16 protein-coding genes are annotated in these 21,821 nt (G+C 49.2%); 14 read left to right on the plus strand and 2 right to left on the minus strand.

All coding sequences use genetic code 11. The annotated features are described in order from the left end of the window. Positions 1-247: hypothetical protein (locus PsAD37_RS17425; RefSeq protein ID WP_206600086.1), on the plus strand; the 247-nt coding region annotated here is incomplete at its 5' end. Positions 248-318: 71 nt separating this feature from the next. Here the strand turns inward: PsAD37_RS17425 and PsAD37_RS17430 are convergent. Both PsAD37_RS17430 and tssM read right to left on the minus strand, forming a co-directional pair. Next, a complete protein-coding gene (locus tag PsAD37_RS17430; RefSeq protein ID WP_063297239.1) occupies positions 319-1,752 on the minus strand; it encodes a TssA family type VI secretion system protein in 1,434 nt (477 codons plus the stop codon). Between the two features lie 5 nt (positions 1,753-1,757). Continuing rightward, entirely contained in the window at positions 1,758-5,384 is a 3,627-nt protein-coding gene (gene tssM, locus PsAD37_RS17435) for a type VI secretion system membrane subunit TssM (protein ID WP_342633584.1), read from the minus strand. A 228-nt stretch (positions 5,385-5,612) separates the two neighbouring features. Here tssM and tssB point away from each other — a divergent pair, with 228 nt between their 5' ends. From tssB to PsAD37_RS17500, 13 genes are all read left to right on the plus strand, one after another. Continuing rightward, a complete protein-coding gene (gene tssB / locus PsAD37_RS17440) occupies positions 5,613-6,122 on the plus strand; it encodes a type VI secretion system contractile sheath small subunit (protein WP_063297240.1) in 510 nt (169 codons plus the stop codon). Between the two features lie 96 nt (positions 6,123-6,218). After that, the gene (gene tssC / locus PsAD37_RS17445) at positions 6,219-7,712 is read left to right on the plus strand and encodes a type VI secretion system contractile sheath large subunit (RefSeq protein WP_063289815.1); all 1,494 of its coding nucleotides are present in this window, start codon (positions 6,219-6,221) and stop codon (positions 7,710-7,712) included. A 9-nt stretch (positions 7,713-7,721) separates the two neighbouring features. After that, positions 7,722-8,180 carry a type VI secretion system baseplate subunit TssE gene (gene tssE / locus PsAD37_RS17450; RefSeq protein ID WP_208991938.1) on the plus strand — a complete coding sequence of 153 codons (459 nt, stop codon included), beginning with the start codon at positions 7,722-7,724 and terminating at the stop codon, positions 8,178-8,180. Between the two features lie 18 nt (positions 8,181-8,198). Continuing rightward, a complete protein-coding gene (gene tssF, locus PsAD37_RS17455) occupies positions 8,199-9,986 on the plus strand; it encodes a type VI secretion system baseplate subunit TssF (protein WP_057462093.1) in 1,788 nt (595 codons plus the stop codon). Then, positions 9,950-10,984 carry a type VI secretion system baseplate subunit TssG gene (tssG, locus tag PsAD37_RS17460; RefSeq protein ID WP_063297241.1) on the plus strand — a complete coding sequence of 345 codons (1,035 nt, stop codon included), beginning with the start codon at positions 9,950-9,952 and terminating at the stop codon, positions 10,982-10,984. The genes tssF and tssG overlap by 37 nt, the downstream gene beginning before the upstream one ends. Positions 10,985-10,993: 9 nt before the next feature. Further along, the gene (gene tagH / locus PsAD37_RS17465; protein ID WP_063297242.1) at positions 10,994-12,493 is read left to right on the plus strand and encodes a type VI secretion system-associated FHA domain protein TagH; all 1,500 of its coding nucleotides are present in this window, start codon (positions 10,994-10,996) and stop codon (positions 12,491-12,493) included. Positions 12,494-12,558: 65 nt separating this feature from the next. Then, complete coding sequence (gene tssJ / locus PsAD37_RS17470) at positions 12,559-13,119, plus strand: type VI secretion system lipoprotein TssJ (protein ID WP_063289819.1); 561 nt, start codon at positions 12,559-12,561, stop codon at positions 13,117-13,119. A gap of 29 nt (positions 13,120-13,148) precedes the next feature. Then, positions 13,149-14,498, plus strand: a complete 1,350-nt coding sequence (tssK, locus tag PsAD37_RS17475) for a type VI secretion system baseplate subunit TssK (RefSeq protein ID WP_082827050.1) — start codon at positions 13,149-13,151, stop codon at positions 14,496-14,498. Further along, positions 14,498-15,316 (plus strand): type IVB secretion system protein IcmH/DotU, encoded by an 819-nt coding sequence (gene icmH, locus PsAD37_RS17480; RefSeq protein WP_208860544.1) that lies wholly within the window; start codon positions 14,498-14,500, stop codon positions 15,314-15,316. The genes tssK and icmH overlap by 1 nt, the downstream gene beginning before the upstream one ends. 17 nt (positions 15,317-15,333) lie before the next feature. After that, positions 15,334-18,036 carry a type VI secretion system ATPase TssH gene (gene tssH, locus PsAD37_RS17485; RefSeq protein ID WP_063297244.1) on the plus strand — a complete coding sequence of 901 codons (2,703 nt, stop codon included), beginning with the start codon at positions 15,334-15,336 and terminating at the stop codon, positions 18,034-18,036. A 37-nt stretch (positions 18,037-18,073) separates the two neighbouring features. Next, positions 18,074-19,645 (plus strand): sigma 54-interacting transcriptional regulator, encoded by a 1,572-nt coding sequence (locus PsAD37_RS17490; protein ID WP_063297249.1) that lies wholly within the window; start codon positions 18,074-18,076, stop codon positions 19,643-19,645. After that, on the plus strand, positions 19,635-20,510 hold the full coding sequence (locus PsAD37_RS17495) for a type VI secretion system-associated protein TagO (RefSeq protein WP_082827051.1): 876 nt from the start codon (positions 19,635-19,637) through the stop codon (positions 20,508-20,510). Before PsAD37_RS17490 ends, PsAD37_RS17495 begins: the two co-directional genes overlap by 11 nt. Positions 20,511-20,542: 32 nt before the next feature. Beyond that, positions 20,543-21,442, plus strand: a complete 900-nt coding sequence (locus tag PsAD37_RS17500; protein WP_063297245.1) for a pentapeptide repeat-containing protein — start codon at positions 20,543-20,545, stop codon at positions 21,440-21,442. The last annotated feature ends 379 nt before the right edge of the window (positions 21,443-21,821 follow it).

Consider the following 21,821-nt stretch of genomic DNA (forward strand, 5'->3'; position numbering starts at 1 on the left):
CATGGATCAGGCGGACACCAAGATGAGCCAACCAGATCCGCAATGGTGTCCAACGCTGATCGGTAAGAGCAGTCCCCCATGGGGAACCGTTGTCAACCAGAAAGGCTCTCGGCAAGCCGTAGAGCTTGGCAGAGAGAAAGACAGGAAAGTTGAGTGGCTTGGAAAAACCCTTCTGTCGCTACAGCTTACCAACGTTTCCCGTCTTTATTGTCAAGAAGAAACACTTGTCGTTATGTTCTTTGTATAGAAATCTATGAAATTTCATTAGAGATCACTTATTTACATTTTTGTATTGATGTGACGCTCAAAAACAATGAATTAAATACTTTTGTTTCGGCTTTTGCGGGTGAGTGTGGCGGCTCTCTTGAAGAATTCGGGGTCCCAGTCGGTAATGGATGTTTCTTCGACGGATGTTTGTAGGCGGAGTGTTTGGTCGGAGACGAGGGCGGAGAAGCCGGAGCCTGCGAGATCTTCCAGCATGGCAAGTTCCATAAAGGCTTTTTGGCGTGGGGAGCGTTGTGATTTGTATTCACCGTTCCATTTTGAGGCCAATCTTGGATTGCCGACGAAATCTGTGAGTCCCTTACTTTCCTGCTGGCTATCTGCCTGAGCAGGCATGTCTGCGTGGACTGGTTTTGAGTTCAGCCATTCTGCCGTTTCTCCTTCTATGAAGGGGGTTCCATCGTTGAAGCACAGCTCGCGAAGTTCCGGGAGTCGGCCTATAAAACCTTGGGTGCTCTCTGTGATCGCATTTGCGACTTGAATGTGATCTGCTTTGAGGGCCAATTGAGCTGAAATGAACTGCCCTTCAATCCAAAATGGCATGGAAAAAAGCGTTGTCTCTAACTGGTGAATGACCGTTATATCTGCTTTGCTTTGTTTGAGCGCATCGCGATACTTGTCGCAGGTATCTATCGATACGGCAGGAATAATAGATTTGGACTCAGATGTTATCTGAGGTGCACCTGTTATCTCTTGCCAGCACGCATGACGGCGCAGCTGGTAGATAAAGGGAAGGGATGGATCTTCCTGAAAGATGAGTGTGCATATCTCAGCGGTGGTGCGTTTAAAGGAGCGTGCATCCATCGGAGTTGCAGAACTGATGCTTCCCGTCTTCGCTCCATCTCCTGATGTAGAAGAGCCTGAGGTGGTCTGGGCTTTCTCATTCTCCGTCTGCTTCTTTTCAAGCTCAAGTCTCTCCTGAAGCACACGAAAATCTTTTACAAGGCCGTGCTCAAGCAAGAGTTCGTTTTTGGTCAGGCGAGCAAGGCTTTCATCCAGTTTTTCAGCCTCTGTGCCGGGCTTGCCGGGCACCACATCCATACTGAACAATCCGCAGATACGACGCAGGATAAGATCAAATCGTCGATCTTCTTTTGGGCAAAGGTCCGCTCTTGGTATTGTTAAGCAGGCATCAAAACCCCGGATGCAACTGGTCAAAGCCCCGCGTGTTTTCCGCGTCATTCGGGCGAGCAACACAGCCTCCAGAACTGCCAGACTTTTTTGAGTGTTTTGCAGCAATTGCAGCGCTTCTCGCTCTACCAGACTCCAGTCGATCGAGCCGTGAGAGAGGGTGCCGCGCTTCATCAACTCATCACTGACGGCGTCAAAGTCTGGGTGATCTTCAATGTCGTCTTCAAAGCTATCTGAAATGGGGGAAAGGACGGCTTTGGCAAGGTCATCGTAGGATGTTACGAAAAGAGAAGAAGCAGCCGGAGCTGCCTCTTCTGATTTTGCTTCTGGTGCGGTCATAAGAGTTACATCTTTGCTGGTAGGATAAGACCGGACAATGGTTGCTTGCGTGCGAGCGAGCTAGCACCTTTGTGAAGCAGTGAGTAAGTCGCTTTTTGACCGTCGAAATTAAATTCGATCAGTGCACCATTGCTGTCAAAGCCCTTCGTTGTGGCGAAGTCCAGCAGTCGGAAACCAGACCACGGCCCCTTGAACGTAACTGTATGCGGGCGACCTCTTCCTGCAGGGAAGACTGAAAGGCTGCTCTCTGCCTCATTCGTGAGGACATTGGGCCAAATCACGCGGATTGGGCGCCGGGGGCCATGTGAATAGGAAATGATCTGACCTTCAATATTCATCACAGCGCGGCGTAGCTTGGCTGCGAGGGCAACGGGTTGAATATTATATTCAACGCCGATGAGGCCTTCAGAGTTAAAGTAGCTTCTGCGCAGATCCAGAATGATTTTGAGATTGTCCTGAAAATCCTTTTCGATGGCTAAGTGGCGACCATCGATGGTCTTGGGTTCACCTGTCGCTTCATCAACAAACACGATGAGGTTTTTCTTATAGAACGTCTCGATTTTGCCGCCGGGACCGAAAAAGCTCTCAAACTCTTCAAGCGGTATCTCTTGCTCAGCTTGTTTGTTGAACGGATAGAGCTGAGCGTAGTTCAGATTATAGTCGGCATAAATCTCTTCATTCCAGCTGCGCTGTAGTTCCTTCTTCGCTTCTTGTAGCAGAACTTTCCAGCTTTGGTCCGCCAGTTTTGCAAAAAAACGGTTCAACGGGCTTGGTAAATCGACACCCACTCGTTTGAGTGTGTAGATCGGATCTTCTCCCTGGAGATCGATTCTGGCTTTTGCGCGAGCAAGGGCCACTTCGCCAGAGCGCTCTCCAGCTTGGCGGATGTCTTTGAGGTATTCGTAGAGCGTATTGAGTGCAGCATCGAGATCTTCAAGATAGGCTTTTTCGCCTTCCTCCGCCTCAACCAAGCCGTTCAGATTGGAAAACGCCCGCCGGACACGTAATCCTTGCTCGCGGTAAATGTCGAAGGGAAGGTCGGAGTCTACGGCCTGTTCGGCATTCAGCTCAATGAGCTTGCCCTCATAGATCTCTGTTTCACTTTTGACGCGGTTTATGAGCCTGTTCAACGGCCGGTCTGGGCCAGTCAGGGTTTCAAGAATATCAACCGCATGATCCAGATTTCTGAAGTCGGTAATTTCCAGGCGGTTCAGCGCGGTGTTCCAGCTGGATATGTAGTTGGTTGCATAGCGAGAGACGATCTTGCGCCGGAATTCCTTCAGGTCGGCTTGAGAATACTCAACCGTTTCGCGCTCATCAGCGACCCAGGCATCTTCCACAGCGACGACAGAAAGCCCGTCATTCATCTTTACGAAGTAATCTAGGTAAGCGTCTTTTGTGAAAAATTCTTTCACACCGATTGGTTGATCGCTCCCAGAGTGTTTCCCGGTGCCATCAAAGACGATGTTGTAAGCAGGGCCAATGTCATTGCGGAAGTTGACCGATGAGGCAAGCTGTCTGTCACTGACCTGTTCGATATTGCGGTAAAGGCGTAGATCTCTTGGAACTTCTCTTAAGTCTCTTTGAGAGGTTTCTACCAGATCCTTGTCTAGTGCGGCTTCTAGGCCTGCAGTCTCGATGGCAAAGACCAGATGATCACGAAGGGCTTTTTGCAGCTTCAGATCACCTTCAAATTGCTCTTGCCATTTCTGCTCCATCCAGGCTTTGACCAGTAGCTCATTTCGTCTCGATGCATCTCCCAGCATGAGATAGACGCGCAAAGCTTCTAGGCGTTCATTGCTATCTCTGCCGGCCTCGTCTTCTCCAAGTTTTGCGATCTCATCTCGCACGTACGCTGCCACTTCTGGGAGAAAATAACGTGCAAGCATGTCTACGTATGCTTTTTCAACCTCTGGGCCAATTTTGTGGCCCTGATAAAGCTCCAGCTGAGACATAAGCCAGTTTCTGTTGCGGTAATTTCCAAATATGTCGCTTGCCGATGTAAGAGCCCCAAGAGACCGAATATAATTCTGTCCAGATGCATTAGAGTTTTGCGCCGGCCCTTGTTGGAGCAGCTCTTCAAAGTTTTCAGTGATATCGACGACCTGGTCTGCGCGCGCGCGGTTGATCTCGTAACCCATCCAATAAGCGCTGAAAAAGCCGACATACAACAATGAAGCGGCCAAACCTGACCCGATGAGGGCGAAACGCTTCGCCCGTTCAATCTTGATATTGTCGCCAGCAAGGCCCGCTTCTTTGAAGACCACTTGGTCAAACAGGGAAGAAGAGAAGTACTGTTTGGATGGACCACTGTGAATGGGCAGGATTGGAGGCGCGATTTCGTACTTTTGTGAGGTTGCTTGTAAAACAGGATTGGTCGGGATGGCTTCTTGTCGCGCGGATGAAAAGAAGATACCGCGAATATGAGGAGCGGTTGAAAACTTGTCTTGATGCAGGGCCTTACCGAGAAACCCACCCAAAATTGTACTCAAACCAGCCATTTCTCGGGTAAACAGGTAGAGCTGTCGACGTTTGTGTGCTGAGCGAATATCTGAGATACGATCAACAGTAGTATGATTGAGGTTATCTATCAGTTTGGCAAAGGCTGCATTGAACTCGTCTAACCACTTGTCTTGATCCCGACCACTATGAAGATCAAATGTAAAGCCAAATGGCTTTGCCCTTTCTGCTGTGGGCAGACATCCAATGAACTCATGAAAACCATCTATAAGATCGAATTTGGTAAGCACGACATGGACGGTGTAGCGCGTGCCCAGCACTTCTGTCATTTCGCTCAAACGAGCATGAATAAGTGCTGCTTTTGTGTTTCGCTCCTGAGAGGAAAGCGAAATAAGCTCTGATAGGTCGAGACATAAGACAACGCCGTTGATGGGCCTGCGTGGTCGGTTGTCACGCAGGAGTTTAAGAAAGCGGCGCCATAAACCTGCGTAATGTGTTTCATGAGTGTCAGATTGTTTTCCGTTTACATGTTCAACAAACTGGCCAGCAACATCAAACAGAACCGCCTCATCGGTTACCCAACAATCAACGTCTTTTGTCGGTTGCACGTGCTTGGCATCTTCTTGAGAGAAAAGATGTGCTAGTGGAAACTTTAAATTCGATTCAACAATAAGGGATGTCTTGCCCGAACTTGGAGATCCCAAAACCACAAACCAGGGTAGTGCGTAAAGGTTCTTTCCATTTCTGCGAGAACCCTTGCCTGCCCAGTTTCTGCTGATGGTTTGCAGGGCTTGGTTGAAGCCACGCTCGAACTCATTGAGATAGGATAGATCAGGTGTTTTAGGCGTTTCTCTTTTATATTTATTTTTACTTAAATCAACTTTCTTCTTCTTTATGCTTACATAAATTAAGTTACTGGCACCCCATATTATAGAAAACACTGCCATTGCAAGGGCGCTGTAGATTAACTTTCTTTCGCCTGAACCTGCGAAGGAGAACACGAAATCCCTGAAGAAAAATACACTTAAAACGAGTAAAATTAGAAATATTGAGCTTATAAATATATAGGATGTAGTTAATTTAATAATCGATAATAGTATAGTTTTAATTATTGAGAGGGCTCTAAATATCATTACGTTTCTCTGGTTTGTATTAGTCAGGTCGAATCGCATCTTGAGTCAGTATAATCTTTTTTCTCGAAATATTTACTTTGCTAATCAATATTACTAAAGTCTAATAACGGAAGTTATACTTTTGGGTTGTCGTCTGTTTTTCTTTCCGATAGGCCTAATGAAAATTTAGAGTCGAATTGACGCTAAAGTTTTCAATATTTAATTTAAGTATAATCTTAGGTAATTCTAAGATGTCTTCAATTTTGTTAAGAAGAGTGGGGAAGGCTTATGGCTGGCAAGGAAGGTTCTGTTGCACCCAAAGAGCGGATTAACATTCGCTATGTTCCTGCAACTGGTGACCAACAGGAAGAAGTCGAACTGCCGTTGCGTCTTGTCATGTTGGGTGATTACAACGGCAAAGAAGATGATACGCCTCTTGAAGAGCGCGAATTGCTCTCAGTTGATAAGAACACCTTTGCATCGGTGATGAAAGAAGCGGGGCTGGAGCGTGAGCTAACGGTCAAAAATACGCTTGTTGAGGAAGAGGACGCACAGCTTGCTGTCAATCTGAAGTTTGAAGGACTGAAAGACTTCGAGCCAGATTCTATCGTGAAGCAAATTCCTGAGCTTAAAAAACTAATCGATCTGCGTGAGGCTCTTGTTGCTCTGAAAGGGCCGCTTGGGAATATTCCTGCGTTCCGCAATCGATTAGAGCAGTTGCTGCAAGATAAAGAGCAGCGTGAGAAGCTTCTTTCAGAGTTGGATGCAGTGGTTTCGTCTCAGGAAGAGAGCAGCTGACTCTACGTCATTATCAATAGATTTTATAAACAACTGCGGAGCTCGTTCGTTTTGATCCGCAAGTACATTTTAAAGTAAAAACATGGATGTGATGACATGGTAGATGTATCAGCTTCTACCGGCCAGCCAGATGTTGCCGGTTCGGGGGCCGCGATTTCTCTTCTTGACCAGATCATGGAAGAGACCCGCATTCGCCCTGAAGACGAAGAAAGCTATTCCATAGCGCGTAAAGGCGTTGAAGCGTTTATTTCTGACCTCCTTGCGAGCCAGGAAGTTGACCAACGGATCAACCGCGTATTGGTTGACCGTATGATTGCAGAGCTGGACTTGAAAGTATCAGCGCAGCTTGATGAAGTTCTGCATGATGAAAAATTTCAGGAACTCGAGTCTGCCTGGCGCGGTCTGAAACTGCTGGTTGACCGGACAGATTTTCGTGAGAACATCAAGATTGATGTGCTTTCTGTCTCTAAAGACAAGTTGCTGGAAGATTTTGAAACCAGCCCGGAAGTCGTACAATCTGGCCTTTACAAACACGTCTACTCCAGTGGCTATGGCCAGTTTGGTGGCGAGCCTGTAGGCGCAATGATTGCCAACTATGACTTTGGTCCTGGTGCACGCGATGTAAAGCTGCTTCAGTTTACTGCCTCCGTTGGCGCAATGGCCCATGCTCCGTTTATTGCGGCAGCTGGTCCAAAAATGTTCGACGTTGATGAGTACGTGGATCTGCCTGCGCAGAAAGATCTGTTCTCCATCTATGAAGGGCCGCGTTTCCGCAAATGGATGGGCTTCCGTCAGAGTGAAGACTCCCGTTACGTTGGCCTGACATGCCCACGCTTTTTGCTTCGCATGCCATATGATGCGGAAGAAAATCCGGTGGATGCGTTCGTCTATAATGAGAACGTGACAGAAGAGCATGAGAGTTATCTGTGGGGTAACACTTCATTCCTGATGGCAACCCGCCTGACAGAGAGTTTTGCCAAGTATCGCTGGTGTCCAAATATCATTGGTCCGCAATCAGGTGGTGCTGTTCACGACTTGCCGGTACATGTGTTTGAGGCCTTTGGTCAGCTTGAAGAGAAAATTCCAACGGAAGTTCTGGTTACAGATCGCCGTGAATTTGAGCTTGCCGAAGAAGGTTTCATTTCACTGACAATGCGCAAAGGCTCTGACAATGCGGCGTTCTTCTCCGCAAACTCTGCTCAGAAGCCAAAGATCTTCCAGAACACCAAGGAAGGTAAAGAAGCAGAGACCAACTATAAGCTTGGCACTCAGCTTCCTTACATGATGATCGTCAACCGCCTTGCTCACTACATTAAAGTGCTGCAGCGCGAACAGATCGGATCATGGAAAGAGCGTGAAGATCTGGAGCGTGAACTTAATACCTGGCTCCGTCAGTATGTGGCTGATCAGGAAAACCCACCTCAAGATGTACGTTCACGTCGTCCACTGCGAGCAGCAGAGGTTATCGTCTCTGATGTAGAAGGTGATCCGGGTTGGTACCAGGTGTCTTTGAAAGTGCGTCCGCACTTCAAATACATGGGAGCGAATTTTGAATTGTCGCTCGTTGGTAAGCTGGACAAGGATAGCTAAGGGCTGCCCATGAGAAAGCGCGATGAACCCGTTGTTTGGGACAGCAGGCTTCGTACAGCGCGTGGCAGTTTGTTCGAACGTTTGATTGCTGATGAGGAGGAGATCTGTCCTCCTCAGAACATTGATCTGTTGGAAGCAAAAGTAAACTCTATCAAGCGTCATCTAGCCAAGCTGTTGAATGCGAGAGCAGGGGCTTCTGCTGCTACACCAGATTTGGGACTGGTTGATTTCAACTTGTCCAGCGTGGCGACAAACGACCTTACGCAACATATTGCGGCCTCTATCCGCCAATGCATTGAAAAATATGAGCCGCGCGTTCAGGTGCGGTCCGTCCATTTCGTTCGTGACCCTGACCGCCCATTAGAACTGCGGTTCAAGGCAACTCTGCTCATGCCAGCCTTAAGCCAGGGGGAGCAGGTGCAAATCGATATTCTTATGAAAGATGGGCATGTCGCTCATATTGTTTAGTCAAGCAGGCAACCAGCTGTGAAAGCTTCATACTTTCAAGACGAATTGACTTATCTGCGAGAGAGCGGTCGGCTTTTTTCCGAACGCAATCCGCGGTTGTCAAAATATTTGTCTGATGCCTCCACGGATCCAGACGTGGAACGGCTGCTGGAAGGCTTTGCGTTTTTAACGTCAAAATTGCGCGAAAAGCTGGATGACGAGCTTCCGGAGCTTACCCATTCACTCGTGCAGCTGCTTATTCCTAATTTCCTACGGGCGTTTCCATCAACCACACTTATGCAGATGGTCCCCGTCGAAAAAGCGATTACAGAGCGTCAGGTATTGCCGTCTGGCTCGCAGATCTTGTCTCGCCCAGTGGATGGTATTGTCTGCCCCTTTCAGACAACAGCAGACGTGACGGTCTATCCGCTCGATATTGTCGATCAAGATGTTCAGCGTTCTCGCGAAAGCACTGTTCTGACATTGCAGTTCCAGACATTGTCGGGCCTGCCTCTGTCTCGGCTGAGTTTTAATGACCTACGTCTATGGATTGCTGGCGATGAAGTCGCCGCCCAGATGCTTTATTTGTGGATGGGCCGATACCTGAAAGACGTCACGGTTTGCTTTCGTGCTGATGGGGACAATGAAGACGGTGTTAGCCGTTACAAGCTTCCAGCCTCAGCACTGCAGCCAGGAGGTTTCGGTGGCTCCGAGGCGTTGCTGCCTAATGAGAATTCTGCTTATGAAGGCTACCGGCTCTTGCAGGAATACTTTGTCTTTCCTGCAAAATTCCAATGCTATGACATTGATGGATTAGAGCCCTTTTTCCGCAATCGTGAAGAAACAGATTTCTCATTAGAGTTCACTTTTTCCAGACCTTTGCCACCTGATGTGAAAGTGCGTCCCGGAACATTCCGCCTCTACTGCGTTCCTGCAGTGAATTTGTTCGACTATGATGCTGAGCCGATGAAGATCGACCATAGTCAGATGCGGTATCCAATCCGACCGACAGCAAATGGTCGTGGTGCCATAGACATCTTTTCCATCGATCGGATTATGAGCTGGCGTGCAGCGAAGGATCCAACAAGTGGTTCTCATCTGCGTGAGTATCCCTCGTTTGAATCTTTCCATCATGAGGTCGAGCGTGCGGATGGTCTAACCCAGATTTATTATCGTTTGAGACTTCGCGAAGCGTTGGGTAAGCGCGGTATGGAGCATCTGGTTTCATTCGTGCGCCACGATAATGAGCGCGCTATCCCGGAACATGAAGTTCTCTCTGCTGATCTGAAGTGCTTCCATCCCAAACATGCCATGGAGTTGGGCGCAGGTGATGTGCGTGAGCCAACAGGTGAAACGCCGAGCTTCGTGACATTTAAGAACCTGAGCCAGCCCAGTGCACCAGTCTATCCACCGCTGGATGGATCGCTTTACTGGAACCTGATCTCCAACCTTTCTCTCAATTACGTTTCATTGCTTGAAAAAGAAGCTCTGAAGACCGTGATTGCGACCTACGATTTTCAGGCTCGCCTGAACCGGCAGGACGAGCGTGTCAGTAAGCAGCGTATTGATGGCATCATTTCCATCGAGACGAAACCGGTCGACAAGTTATTTCGAGGGCAGGCCGTTCGAGGTTTGAAAACTGTCATGTCTCTCAGCGAAGACGCATTCCAGAGCGAGGGCGAAATGTTCTTGTTCTGCAGCGTGCTCGCAGAATTCTTTTCTCTCTATTCAAGTGTCAATTCGTTCCACGAACTCATCGTAAATGGAACACAAAACAATGAAGTCTATCAATGGCCAGCGAAAATTGGGCGACAACCTCTGATTTAAGAGGCGACTTACAGTTTAATGCTCGCAGCTGGTCATTCTTCCAAGCTGTTGAGCTGATCCAGCGTTGTTATGATGAGCGCAATGAAGTTGGTACGCATCTTTTGCCGAAAGATGAGAAGATCAACTTCAGTGTCATGCATTCGCTTGGCTTTCCGCTGTCTGATATCGCCAGCATTGAAAGACAGGGTGATCAGGAGACGAACGTCGAACCGGTCGACTATGTCGATTTTAATATGGAAGTGACGTTTCTCGGCCTGCACGGTTCAAGCTCGCCATTGCCCTCTTATTATCAAGAGGTCATAGCCAAATACGATGCGCAAGGCTCCTTGATGAAGGGGTTCTTTGATTTCTTCCATAATCGTCTGGTTGGCCTCTTACACCGTTCCATGCGCAAGTACCGCTTCTATGTGCGTTATGAGCCGGGTGCGCTGGATCCATTCTCTCAATGGGTGTTCTGCGTTTTTGGATTATCAGATCGGGAGTCGCGGCAAAAATCACCCATCAACTGGGCACGCTTGCTTACGTTCGCAGGCGTTCTGGCGTCTCGCAATCGTTCACCTGCTGCGATCGCAAGTGTCGTGTCTCACGCCTTTTTTCATAAAGAAGTGGAAGTGGAGGAATGGGTTCAACGAAGAGTGGACATTCCCGAAGGGCAACGCTCTGAGTTGGGGCAGCACAACATGTTGCTGGGTGAAGACACCATTATTGGAGATAGCGTTTCCGATATCTCCAGCAAATTCAATATCTTCATTAAGAATTTGAGCTTTGAGCGTTTTCAGGACTTCCTCCCTCATGGACGAGACTACAAGGCCTTGCGAGATCTGGTGGAATTCATGCTGCGTGATCAACATGCCTATGACATCAAGTTGGAACTGGCGGAAAACCAAGCTTCACCGGTCATGCTGACCGACGAATATGAAGGACGACTGGGTTGGTCAACCTTTCTGGACAAGGGTGATGGACGCTCGCGCGAAGTCCTGATCTCTGCGCGGTTGTAGGAGGGTGGTATGAAACTGGTCCTGGTCATCAACAACACGTCTACGCTTGAAAACGGCAGTAAAGCCACTGCCACATTTGACAAGGCAGGCGGAAACATCGGCTCTGGTGAACAGTGTCACTGGCAGCTGCTGGACCGCCGCAACTCTGTTTCTCGTGAGCATGTACGCGTGTTTTTTCAAGACGGTGTTTATTGTGCCGAAGCCGTGAGTGATGAAGGCATCATCGTAAATGGTTCCAATCGGCCAATCCCGACGGGTCAGAGATTTCGTGTCTCTGACGGTGATGTCTGGAAGGTTGGGGCGTTCAAGTTGACCACTTATGTGGTTGCTGAAGGCAGCGAACTGGAAGACCAAAGCGAGCAGTGGGCTGGTCGCTTTGCAGCCATAGACACAATTGTGTCCGGACGCTTGCAGGATGAAGACGAGCACACACAAGATAACATCGAATACATCCTCGCGGACCGGTTGGAGAGTGACCTCAGTGAGGATTTCTTTGCAGGCAATCAGCGGGCAGGTGCCCTTGCATGTGATCCTGTAGAGGTTCTTGACCAGCAGGATGATGAAGGCCTGCCAGGCAATCAAGATCCGCTTTCTCAATTAAATCATGACAGCAAGCCTGACCAACAAGAGTTGGACGAGGACTTGTTGAGCACTCTGGGGCTGCAGCCTGAAAACAGCGGTAAGGCACTGGGTGTGGATGATCCTCAAGCACATCACCGTTTGATGATCATGCCCCAAGCAAAAGGAAACCATACTATGACCAATACAGGTACAGAGCCGGTTGATCCGGATATGGACAGCTATCTTGAGTCTCTGACGAACTCGGGCGGGCAAGAAATGTTGGTCAGCGATATTCAGGAGACTGAAAGCTGGCATGGTTCCGTTGCTCTTTCTGAATCCGGAGAAGAAGGCATGGTAGATCATGTGGTGCTGCGACCTCTTCTGACTGCATTGGGATTACCGGCTGGCAACATGAGTTTGCCTGAGGCGAACCGTATCACTCAGGATGTTGGCGCAGCCTTGAAAACGGCAATTGCTGGGTTGATGGCCATTCATACGCAGCAGTGGGAAGACCGTTCGTCAATGAACGACACTCACCTGCACCCGGTGGAAGACAATCCGATCCGGCTAGCTCAAAGCCCTGAGCAAGCGATTGAGGATCTTCTACTTGTCCAGAGCCCAGTTCATTTAAACGCACCGTCTGCCATTGAAGAAAGTTTGATGCAGATCGAGCTGCATGAGAAAGCGAGCCGTGTTGCTGCTGATGAAGCTTTGGAAGCGGTTCTCCTGGGCCTTTCTCCAGAAAATCTGAAGAAGCGATTTGCGCGCTACAAGGGGCATGCGCCTCGCACAGGTGACCTGGATGGCTGGAATTGGCAGATGTACGAGCATTACTACCATGAAATGCGGTCCGGTCGTCAGCGTGGGCTGACACGCATGTTCTGGGAGGTCTTCCGGCAAGTTTATGATCGTGAAATGCGGAGCCAGCAATTGTACGCAGCTGAGTGACGTTTGATGGCTAGCGAAGATTTGAGGGTGTCCAGCTTTGGGAAGAATGAGGCGGTAGGCATACGATGAACTGGGGTTGGACACTAAACGCGCTCCTGCGAAAGAGCTCACATCTTGCCTTTGCACTAGCTGCACTGCTGGCGTTGAGTGCATGCGAAGCACAGAAAATTCCTGAGAAGGTTTTCAAGGTTGTCATGGATCCAGGCATTCCGGTTGGAGAGCCTAAGGACCAGCCGACACTGATTGATGTGACCATCTTCTCAGAGCCAGGATCGAACAAGAATGATCTGGGCGAGAGCGTGCCGATTGATGTTTGGGTCTTCCAACTGGGTGACGATGGCAAGTTGCTGCAGTCCTCTTTTGAAGAGGCAACCGAAGACTACGAGAACGCTCTTGGAACCACCTTCATTGATGTGAAGGAGGTTCAGGTCATGCCCGGTGAATCCAAGGTCGTGAGTGAGCTTGAGTTGGATGAAGACACGGTCTTCATTGGCCTTGTGGGTGGCTACGCGAAGCCTGAGAAAGTCGATTGGCGCGTCGTCGAGCAGGTCAAGCCCAAGGGAGAAACTTACAAGCTGCTTGCTGTCATCAGCAGAAAAAAAATTATCACGAACCTTCATCGGTAGGTTTGAGAGCAAATAGGTTTATTTAGATTATGTCACTGCGAAACCATGTAATTTGGCGGGATGGCCTGTTTTTGAAGCCCCACCATTTTCAGCAGCAACAACGATATTTAGAACATCTTATCCGCTCTCGCAGCGAGGCGATTGATCCTTACCAGCACGGGGTAAGCCGGTTGGAGATCAATAAGGAAAGCTTGCTGCACGGTAAGTTGCTGGTTGACTATGCGCTGGGAATTTTCCCCGACGGTACAACGATTGATGTACCTGGCGAAACAATGGCGCCTGCACCTTTGGATGTGAGCGGTGAAAACGTTGTCGGGCAGACGGTTTATCTGGCTTTGCCGTTGCGTTCAAATGGCGTTCCTGAAGTTGAAGATCCCCTCAATCCTCAGGATGCGACCCGAATGCGTGCGTTTTCTCAGGATGTTCGCAACAACACCAGTTCAGATTCAGAGGCGTTTCTGGTCGATGTGGCTCAATATCGGTTGCGTTTGATGCTGGAGCGCGAAGATCGTTCTGCTTTCACGTGTCTTCCGCTGACACGTATTCGGAACAAGAACTCTGATGGCAGTGTGGTGTTGGATGATGAGTTTTTGCCAATGGCCTCAACTATTGATGCCCAGCCCCGCCTGCGCAAAACATTGGATGACCTCGTAGGACTGTTGCGCCAACGAGCCTCACACATTTCAAGTCGTATGGGAACACCGGGTCAACGTGGCGTTTCAGATGTTTCCGACTTCCTGATGTTGCAAACGATCAACCGTTTATGGCCAGAATTTCGGCACATGTCCTCCCTCAAAGGAGTGCATCCAAAAGAGCTTTACAAGATGTTCTCCGGTGCCGCTGGAGAGCTGGCAACATTCACGCATGAGCAACGCATGCCAACAACGTGGCCTGCCTATCATCATGAAGAACCGCAGGTTTGTTTCGATCCTGTGATCAGCTCTTTACGCCAATCGCTATCGACCATCTTTGAAGCCAATGCTATCGCGCTGCCGTTGAACAAGCAGAAGTACGGCATCATCACGTCTCCGCTTAGTGATCGTTCGCTTCTAAACTCAGCAATTTTTGTTGTTGCCGTGAAAGCCAGTATGGAGCTGGAAGAGCTTGCAAAGTCATTCCCGGCGCAAACCAAAGTTTCTTCCATTGAGCGAATTCGCGAGTTGATCCATCTGCATTTGCCAGGTGTCGTACTTCAGAGACTTCCTTCTCCACCGCGACAGCTGCCTTACCATGCAGGGTTCTCGTACTTCCAGTTGGATGCCAACTCTGCAGGTTGGCAATACATTGAGAACGCGAGTGGTTTTGCCTTCCATATTGCGGGTGAATTCGCTGATTTGCAGCTGCAATTCTGGGCTATTCGCAATGAAAGGACAACATAATGAGTGAAGTCGCAAACCTGTTTGACTCTGGTGATCCTGAAGTTGTTGAAGAGGCGCCAATTGCAAGCGCCGAAACAGTACCTCAGAATTTGAAGGATGTTTCTCCAAGGCCGGTGCAACACATCAGTTTCCCCATGCGCGGGCACAGCATCAATAAGATCATTGATGCAAGCCAGTCATTACTTGCCTTGATCTCACGCATTCCGGAAGTCTCTGAAAACAACAAGTTAGATTACCTGCACAAAGATGTTCGGGCTGAGATTGAATCTCTTGAGCTAGAGCTCCAGCGCGAAGGATTTGATCGTGCCACCATTTTGGCACACCGCTATTGCCTGTGTTCTGCAATTGATGAAGCCGTGATGTGCTCTCCCTGGGGGCAGAACTCAGACTGGTCTGAACGAAGCTTGTTGGCGCTGTTTCATAGCGAAACCTGGGGTGGAGAGAAATTCTTTATCGTTCTCAGCCGTTTGATGCGGGATCCTGTTCGCTACATTGAGTTGATTGAGTTCCTGTATCTGCTGCTCGGGCTTGGTTTCGAAGGCAAGTATCGAGTAATGCACAATGGCAAGCTGCAGCTCGAAGAAATCATGCGTGATGTTCACCACGTCATCCGGCAGGAGCGGGGTGAGGGGAATTTCGAACTTGGTCAATCAGAGAGCAAAGTGATTGAGAAAGCGCATGTCGTTCATTGGCATACGCCTGTTTCTCTTGTTTGGATTAGCCTTTTAATTTTATGCGCACTGACCTACGCGGGGTTTTATTGGCAGATAGACCAATACACCGACGGGGTCGTCACTCAGCTGCGTGAAATGCTTTAATTTTTTGGAGATCGAGTATGGCTCGACTGGAAATCAAGGCGCTGATTGAGCGTCTCAACCCTTGCTGTCGTCAGGCAATAGAAGAAGCCGCCAGCCTGTGCGTTTCGAACTCACATCAGGAAGTGACAATTGAGCATTTCCTCATTTCTCTTGTTTCACAACCTGCAGTAGACATTAGGTTACTCGTACAAAGCCAGAATGTGGATGCAGACAAGTTGAACGAGGCTCTTCGCGCGACGTTCAACAGATATCGCCGAGTTGAAGCTGATCGCACACCGACGTTTTCACCGTTGCTTCAAGACCTTTTGCAAGATGCATGGTTGATCGCATCCGTGGAACAAAGTGAGAAAACTGTCCGCTCGGGTGCTGTTCTCATTGCCCTGCTCAATGAACGTGGCCGCTATATGCAGATGGACTACTACCCACTGCTGGAGCGGGTCTCTCCCGACGTTTTGCTGCGTGATTTCGAAGCGTTGACGGCTGGGTCTTTCGAAAAAGATCACCGTGCCGGGCCGGGAGCAACATCAGGTGCCGGAGAGGGGGCTGACGGCTTTCTGCAAAAGTACGGTACGAACTTCACTCAGCTGGCGAAAGATGGACAAATTGATCCGATCTTCTGCCGGGACAATGAAATCCGTCAGATCATCGAGATTTTGTGCCGTCGTCGTAAGAACAACCCAATTTGTGTTGGCGAAGCTGGTGTAGGTAAAACCGCGCTAGCAGAAGGTCTTGCCCTACGCATTGCAAATGGTGATGTGCCAGCAGATTTCGCCAATGTCTCCCTTTGGGGGTTGGATATCGGAGCACTACAAGCTGGTGCCTCTATGAAGGGTGAGTTTGAAAAGCGCTTGAAAGGCGTCATTGATGAAGTTCGCTCCAGTCCTGAGCCAATCATCTTGTTTATTGATGAAGCACACACTCTCATCGGAGCTGGTGGTGATCAAGGTGGTTCCGATGCTGCGAACCTTTTGAAGCCTGCGCTGGCCCGAGGCGAGCTGAAAACAATTGCCGCAACAACGTGGTCTGAATACAAAAAGTACTTCGAGAAAGACCCGGCCCTGACCCGTCGCTTCCAATTGGTGAAGTTGGATGAACCGACTATTGATGAGGCAATCATCATCATGCGCGGGCTTAAAAAAACCTACGAAGACGCGCATGGTGTCTACATCACCGAAGAAGCGATTGGTGCTTCTGTTCGTCTGGCCGCACGTTACATCACTGGCCGTCAGCTTCCAGATAAAGCGATTGATGTGCTGGATACGGCCTGTGCTCGCGTTCGAGCCGGGGCAAATACGCCGCCAGTTGAACTGCAAGATGTTGAGCAGAGCCTTCAAACGTTGAGTTGGGAAAGAGAGGGCTTGGAACGCGATCAGCACACAGGTCCATTGGAGCCTGAGCAACTAGAGCGTCTCCACGCTATCGCAGACCAGTTAAATGAGCTTGAAGCGCGTAAAGCTGAGCTTTCACAGCGTCTTGATGCTCAGGTTTCCTTAGCTGAAAACTTTATTTCAGCTCGTGAAGATCTGTTCCAGAAACTGCCAGAAACACTCGACGAAGATGCCTTGGAGCAAGTGCGCACAAACCTTGCCAGTCACAAAAATGCGCTCATAGCGGAAGCAGGGGCCGAGCCGCTCATTTCGGTAGAAGTTGGACCCTCAGAGATTGCTGCTATCATAAGCGATTGGACAGGTATTCCGATCAATTCCATGGTGCAGGATGATTACCACCGTCTCCTGACACTCGCTGAAACCATGAAGAAAGCCATCAAAGGTCAGGACCACGCCATTGATGCCATTGAAGCACGCTTGCGCGCATCGCGGCTTGATCTGCACAAGAAAGGCCAACCGCTTGGTGTGTTTTTCCTCGCTGGACCTTCTGGGGTAGGAAAGACAGAGACAGCCCTTGAGGTTTCGCGCCGATTGTTCGGCGGCGAAGAGTTCATTACCACCATCAACATGTCTGAGTATCAGGAGCGTCACACGGTTTCCCGGTTGATCGGCTCGCCTCCCGGTTACGTCGGTTATGGAGAGGGTGGTGTGCTTACAGAGGCCATTCGCAAGAAGCCTTACTCTGTCGTGCTGCTTGATGAAGTTGAAAAAGCCGACCCGAACGTGCTTAACCTGTTTTATCAGGCGTTTGATAAGGGAGAGCTTGCTGATGGGGAAGGGCGCCTCATCGATTGCCGCAACGTGGTGTTTTTCCTGACCAGTAATCTTGGTTCAGACCAGATTGAGAACTGGGTTGCCAGTGCCGAAGATGGTCAGGTTCCAAGCCATGGCTCGATGCTGAAATCTCTCACACCGCTCTTTGCGCAGCACTTTAAACCCGCACTCCTCGCGCGGATGGAACCATTGGTTTACCTGCCACTATCTGAAGAAGTACTGGCAGACATTGTGCAAATGCGTCTTGCTGATCTTATTCAGCTCTTGAAGGACACGCAGAAAGTTGCGCTTTCCATTAGTGAAGAGGCCTATGAGCGTGTAACGCAAATGTGCCGAGTGGCCTCTAATGGTGCCCGGCTTGTTGATCAGGTTATTCAACGCCAGCTATTGCCAACGTTGTCTATTGAGCTGTTAGAAGCTGGCCATCGCGGTGAGCAGATTTCCGCAATTACCATTGACAGCCCGGAAGGTGAGGACGGCTTCACTTTCGCGGCAGCCTATGAGGCAGATGCTGACGAGGAACCAGCCGAAGACCTCGCTTTGGAAGAGGCGCATTAGTATTGATATGGAGGCATCTTCTACAACAGACGCTCTGATGACATTGATGACGTGCAGGTCAGAAAATGAACTGCGCGCCATGATGTTGAAGACTGTGTTGGCGTCAACCAGAGCACAAGCTATCGCTGTTTACTTGCCAGATATTACTGGTCGTAAGTTGATACCTTTTGCATGTGATGGCGGGCTACCGGTAGCCCGCCTTCCACAGCTTGACAATGAAGTCGGCACCGAGCGCTTCCGTGAGCTGGATGTCTTGCAGACTGAGCCATTCTATTTTGGGAAGACGCCATCTTCTGCGAAGACACAAGATCTGAGTACAGCTCTGTTCTGTCGTCATGGCTCTCTCGTTGCCCATCGGATACTGCTGGAAACGTCAGAAGGTCATAACACATACAATCAAGTCTACGTTTTCCTGCGCGCTTCAGCGGGTAGTACTCCAAGACTTCAGGAGGAGCACCACACACTGCATGTGTTGTGGCGCTCTTATTTCCACCTGTCCCCTTTGCTTATCTCTTTGGAGAACCTACAGAAAACTGAGGAAACGCAGGTTGAAAAGTCGAAGCACCAAAAAGGGCAGGTCGACTCCATGCTCTCAGACAATCTTGTAGGACGCTCGCCGCAGATTGTTCAGGTCAGAGAGAAAATCGCCCAATACGCGCAAAACAAGTACGCGGTTTTGGTGCAAGGGGAGACAGGGACGGGCAAAGAAGTCGTTGCGCGATCCTTACACCGGCTCTCACAATTTTCTGATGGACCTTTCATTGCAGAAAATATTGCAGCTCTGCCAGAGAACCTTATTGAGAGCGAGTTGTTTGGCTATAAAAAGGGTGCTTTCACCGGGGCAACTGAAAACAGAGACGGTCTTGTAAAAAGAGCTTCTGGCGGGACATTGTTCCTTGATGAGATTGGTGATCTCTCGATTGATCTTCAGGTCAAACTGCTTCGTATTCTTCAGGAGAAAAAGCTTCGACCGCTGGGAGGAAGTAAAGACGAGCCTGTCGATTTCCGCCTCATCTGTGCCACCCATGTTGACCTGAAAAAAGCGATTGAGAACGGAAAGTTCCGGGCCGATCTTTTCTACCGTATCACGCAGCTCACCATAGACGTACCACCATTGCGCAGCCGCGAAGGCGATAGAGTTCATCTCGCACGCCACTTCCTGCAGGAGATTGCTGTTAGTAACGCAGACACCTCCAAAGCACTGAGTGAAGAAGCCGTCTCCCTGCTGGAAACAGCAGAGCTGAAAGGCAATGTCCGTGAGCTGCAGAACTGCATGATCAAGGCCGTCTTTCTCGCTTATGACACTGACGAAATTTCAGGAAGTATTCTCAAACAAGCCATGAATGAGCAACTCGATACTGCTGCTGTGTCCGGAGCTCAGAGCAATTCTGTTGCAGGTGAGAACGAATACGATGATCTGTTACTGGCAGAAAAAGGACTTCGGACGGTTGTCTCAAACTTCGAGCTAGATTTGATACGGAGCGCGTATTTCCAGTTCAAAGGGGATCGGAGCAAAATGGCGGATTTCCTACAAATACCAAAACGTACCCTTGCCAACAAACTCAGCAAATTCAATTGTCCAACGATGGAATTCGACCATGAGAACTAGCAGGTTTGCTCACACGATTTTTGCAGCAGCGCTGGCCGGCCTGATAGCGGCTCCTACCAGTATTTCTCTATCATCGACCTCTTATGCAGAAACGATCACTTTGGAAAAACAGGTGGTTGAAAAATGCACTCTTACCATTGGCCGAGTTAACCGTTTGTCGTGCTTTGACCAGTTGCTTAAGACCCCTCTTGAGGTCTTATCTGCAGGAGAACCCAATCCAGAATTCGTTGAGAATGTAAATGCACCTGCAGGCCGCTTGGAGCGACAGGCGAAAACGATGGAGCGAATACGATCATCAGGGGATTTAACCTGGCAGTTTCGCTTTGGTGCAGTCGGACATCCCGCGATATTCAGATGGGATGAGATCCAGGAAGAGAGCATGCCTGCTCAACCACTGGAGCAACGTGATGGGACAATCCCTGAGAAGGCACAGGCACTGCAAACTGAACAAGCACAGCAACCGGTCATTCAACCAGGTGAAACCAATGTCTACCTCAGCATGAAAGCTGTGCAGTCTGTTGATGCTGGTATCGAGGAAAAGCCTGCAATCTTGCTGTTATCCTGTGTTGAAGACATCACAACAGTTGCCTTGGTGCTCAATGAGCCACACGTTAAACGCCGGGTTCCAATCCGCGTTATGCTGCGTGATCAGCGTATCGACAACGATGTCTGGCAGAGCGCGGAAAGCAAACGCATTCTTATCAGCCCACGTGGATTGACCAGCATCGCACACATTAATCGTTGGGCCAACGTAGATCGGGTGCAGCTTGATGTTGTGTCAGATGATGGCTCTCGTGCCTACTTATTCGACTTGGCAAACCTTCAGGACATGCTGCCGCCTCTTCGCAAGGCGTGTCACTGGTAGGAATTTGAATCTTTGAGACAGGCATTTTTCCAATGAAGCATAGTTTCCGTATTGCTGTGATACTGGTAACCCTCGGGTTTCTGACAATTCCAGCCTATTTGATTTGCGACTATCTCAATCTCATTCCCGATGAGTATTCCATGGTGCGTAACCTTGTCGTACTTGCGGGTGGTAAGATTGAAACGTTTAGAAGTCAGTTACCCGTCCCAAAAGGCGTCCCTTACACGCCAATTGAGCAAACATCGGTATTTTACAATGTTGCAGCTGGTCTGAGTGCACTCTTCACTGTTTTTGTTGCAATTCCAGCGTTTTTATTGCTCGCATATATCGCCAGTTCAGCTTTCGCAGCAGTTAAGGCAACACGACGAAACTACGTTTTGGGGCAGTTCACCAAAGCTGCAGAACTCCTTGAATCCGGGAATGGTGCTTTGCGTGAAGCCGGTGTTGTAATCCTCTCAGAAATCGCAAAGTCTAATCCAAACGAACACTTTCAGGATGTCCTGCAACTTCTGGCCGCTCACATTCGCAGCACGAGCTCTGCACAACGCTCAAACTTGATGGCGGGCAAAGAACATGCTCGTGCCCGCGGCGAGTTGATTGCATCAGTCCAAAAGGTATCAGAGCTGAGAAAGTTGCTCAGAAAGAAAGACAGAAGCATTCAGCTGGATCTAACCGGAGCTTATTTCCGGGGCATGAAGAGCAGTGGTGGTCTGTTTGGAAAATCAAGCACACACGGCCCTGACCTGAGCTATTGTCTGTTAACGGACAGTGTCTTCGACGACGCCGACCTCACCAACGCAAACTTCTCGCAAGCAAACGTAAACCGTGCACGCATAGAAGAAAAATGGAAAGCCTTATTCTCCGTAGAACAATGGGCCAGCGTCCAAGTCATCAACGAAAAAGGAAAAGTCATCCGCCCACCTATCACTTGATAGGTGAATGTCTTGGCGAACACTAAAGATACTCTGTTGTGCTAATACTAAGGCGACGTCAATAGCATAAATGCATCATTAAATAATTCCTTTGGCTACCTGAATAAACAGGCAATTCATTAATGAAAAAGCAATAGTGCGGAATACTGGTGACTGAATATCAACACGCACTACAGAAAATTCAGTAACAAACGGATCAGGAGTTCCAGCAGAGGAAAACGTAGGTGGAAAACATCCACGGCCATCCAACCTTGGACTGGCTCAGGAAAACTGGAGAGCCTTCTGATACGATAAATTGAGGAGGACTTCATGGGTCGAAAACATTATACGGAAGAGTTTAAACGGGAAGCGGTACGGCTGGTGGAAGTGAGTGGTCGGC

Origin of the sequence: Pseudovibrio sp. Ad37 (assembly GCF_001623075.1) — a bacterium.
Classification (GTDB): domain Bacteria; phylum Pseudomonadota; class Alphaproteobacteria; order Rhizobiales; family Stappiaceae; genus Pseudovibrio.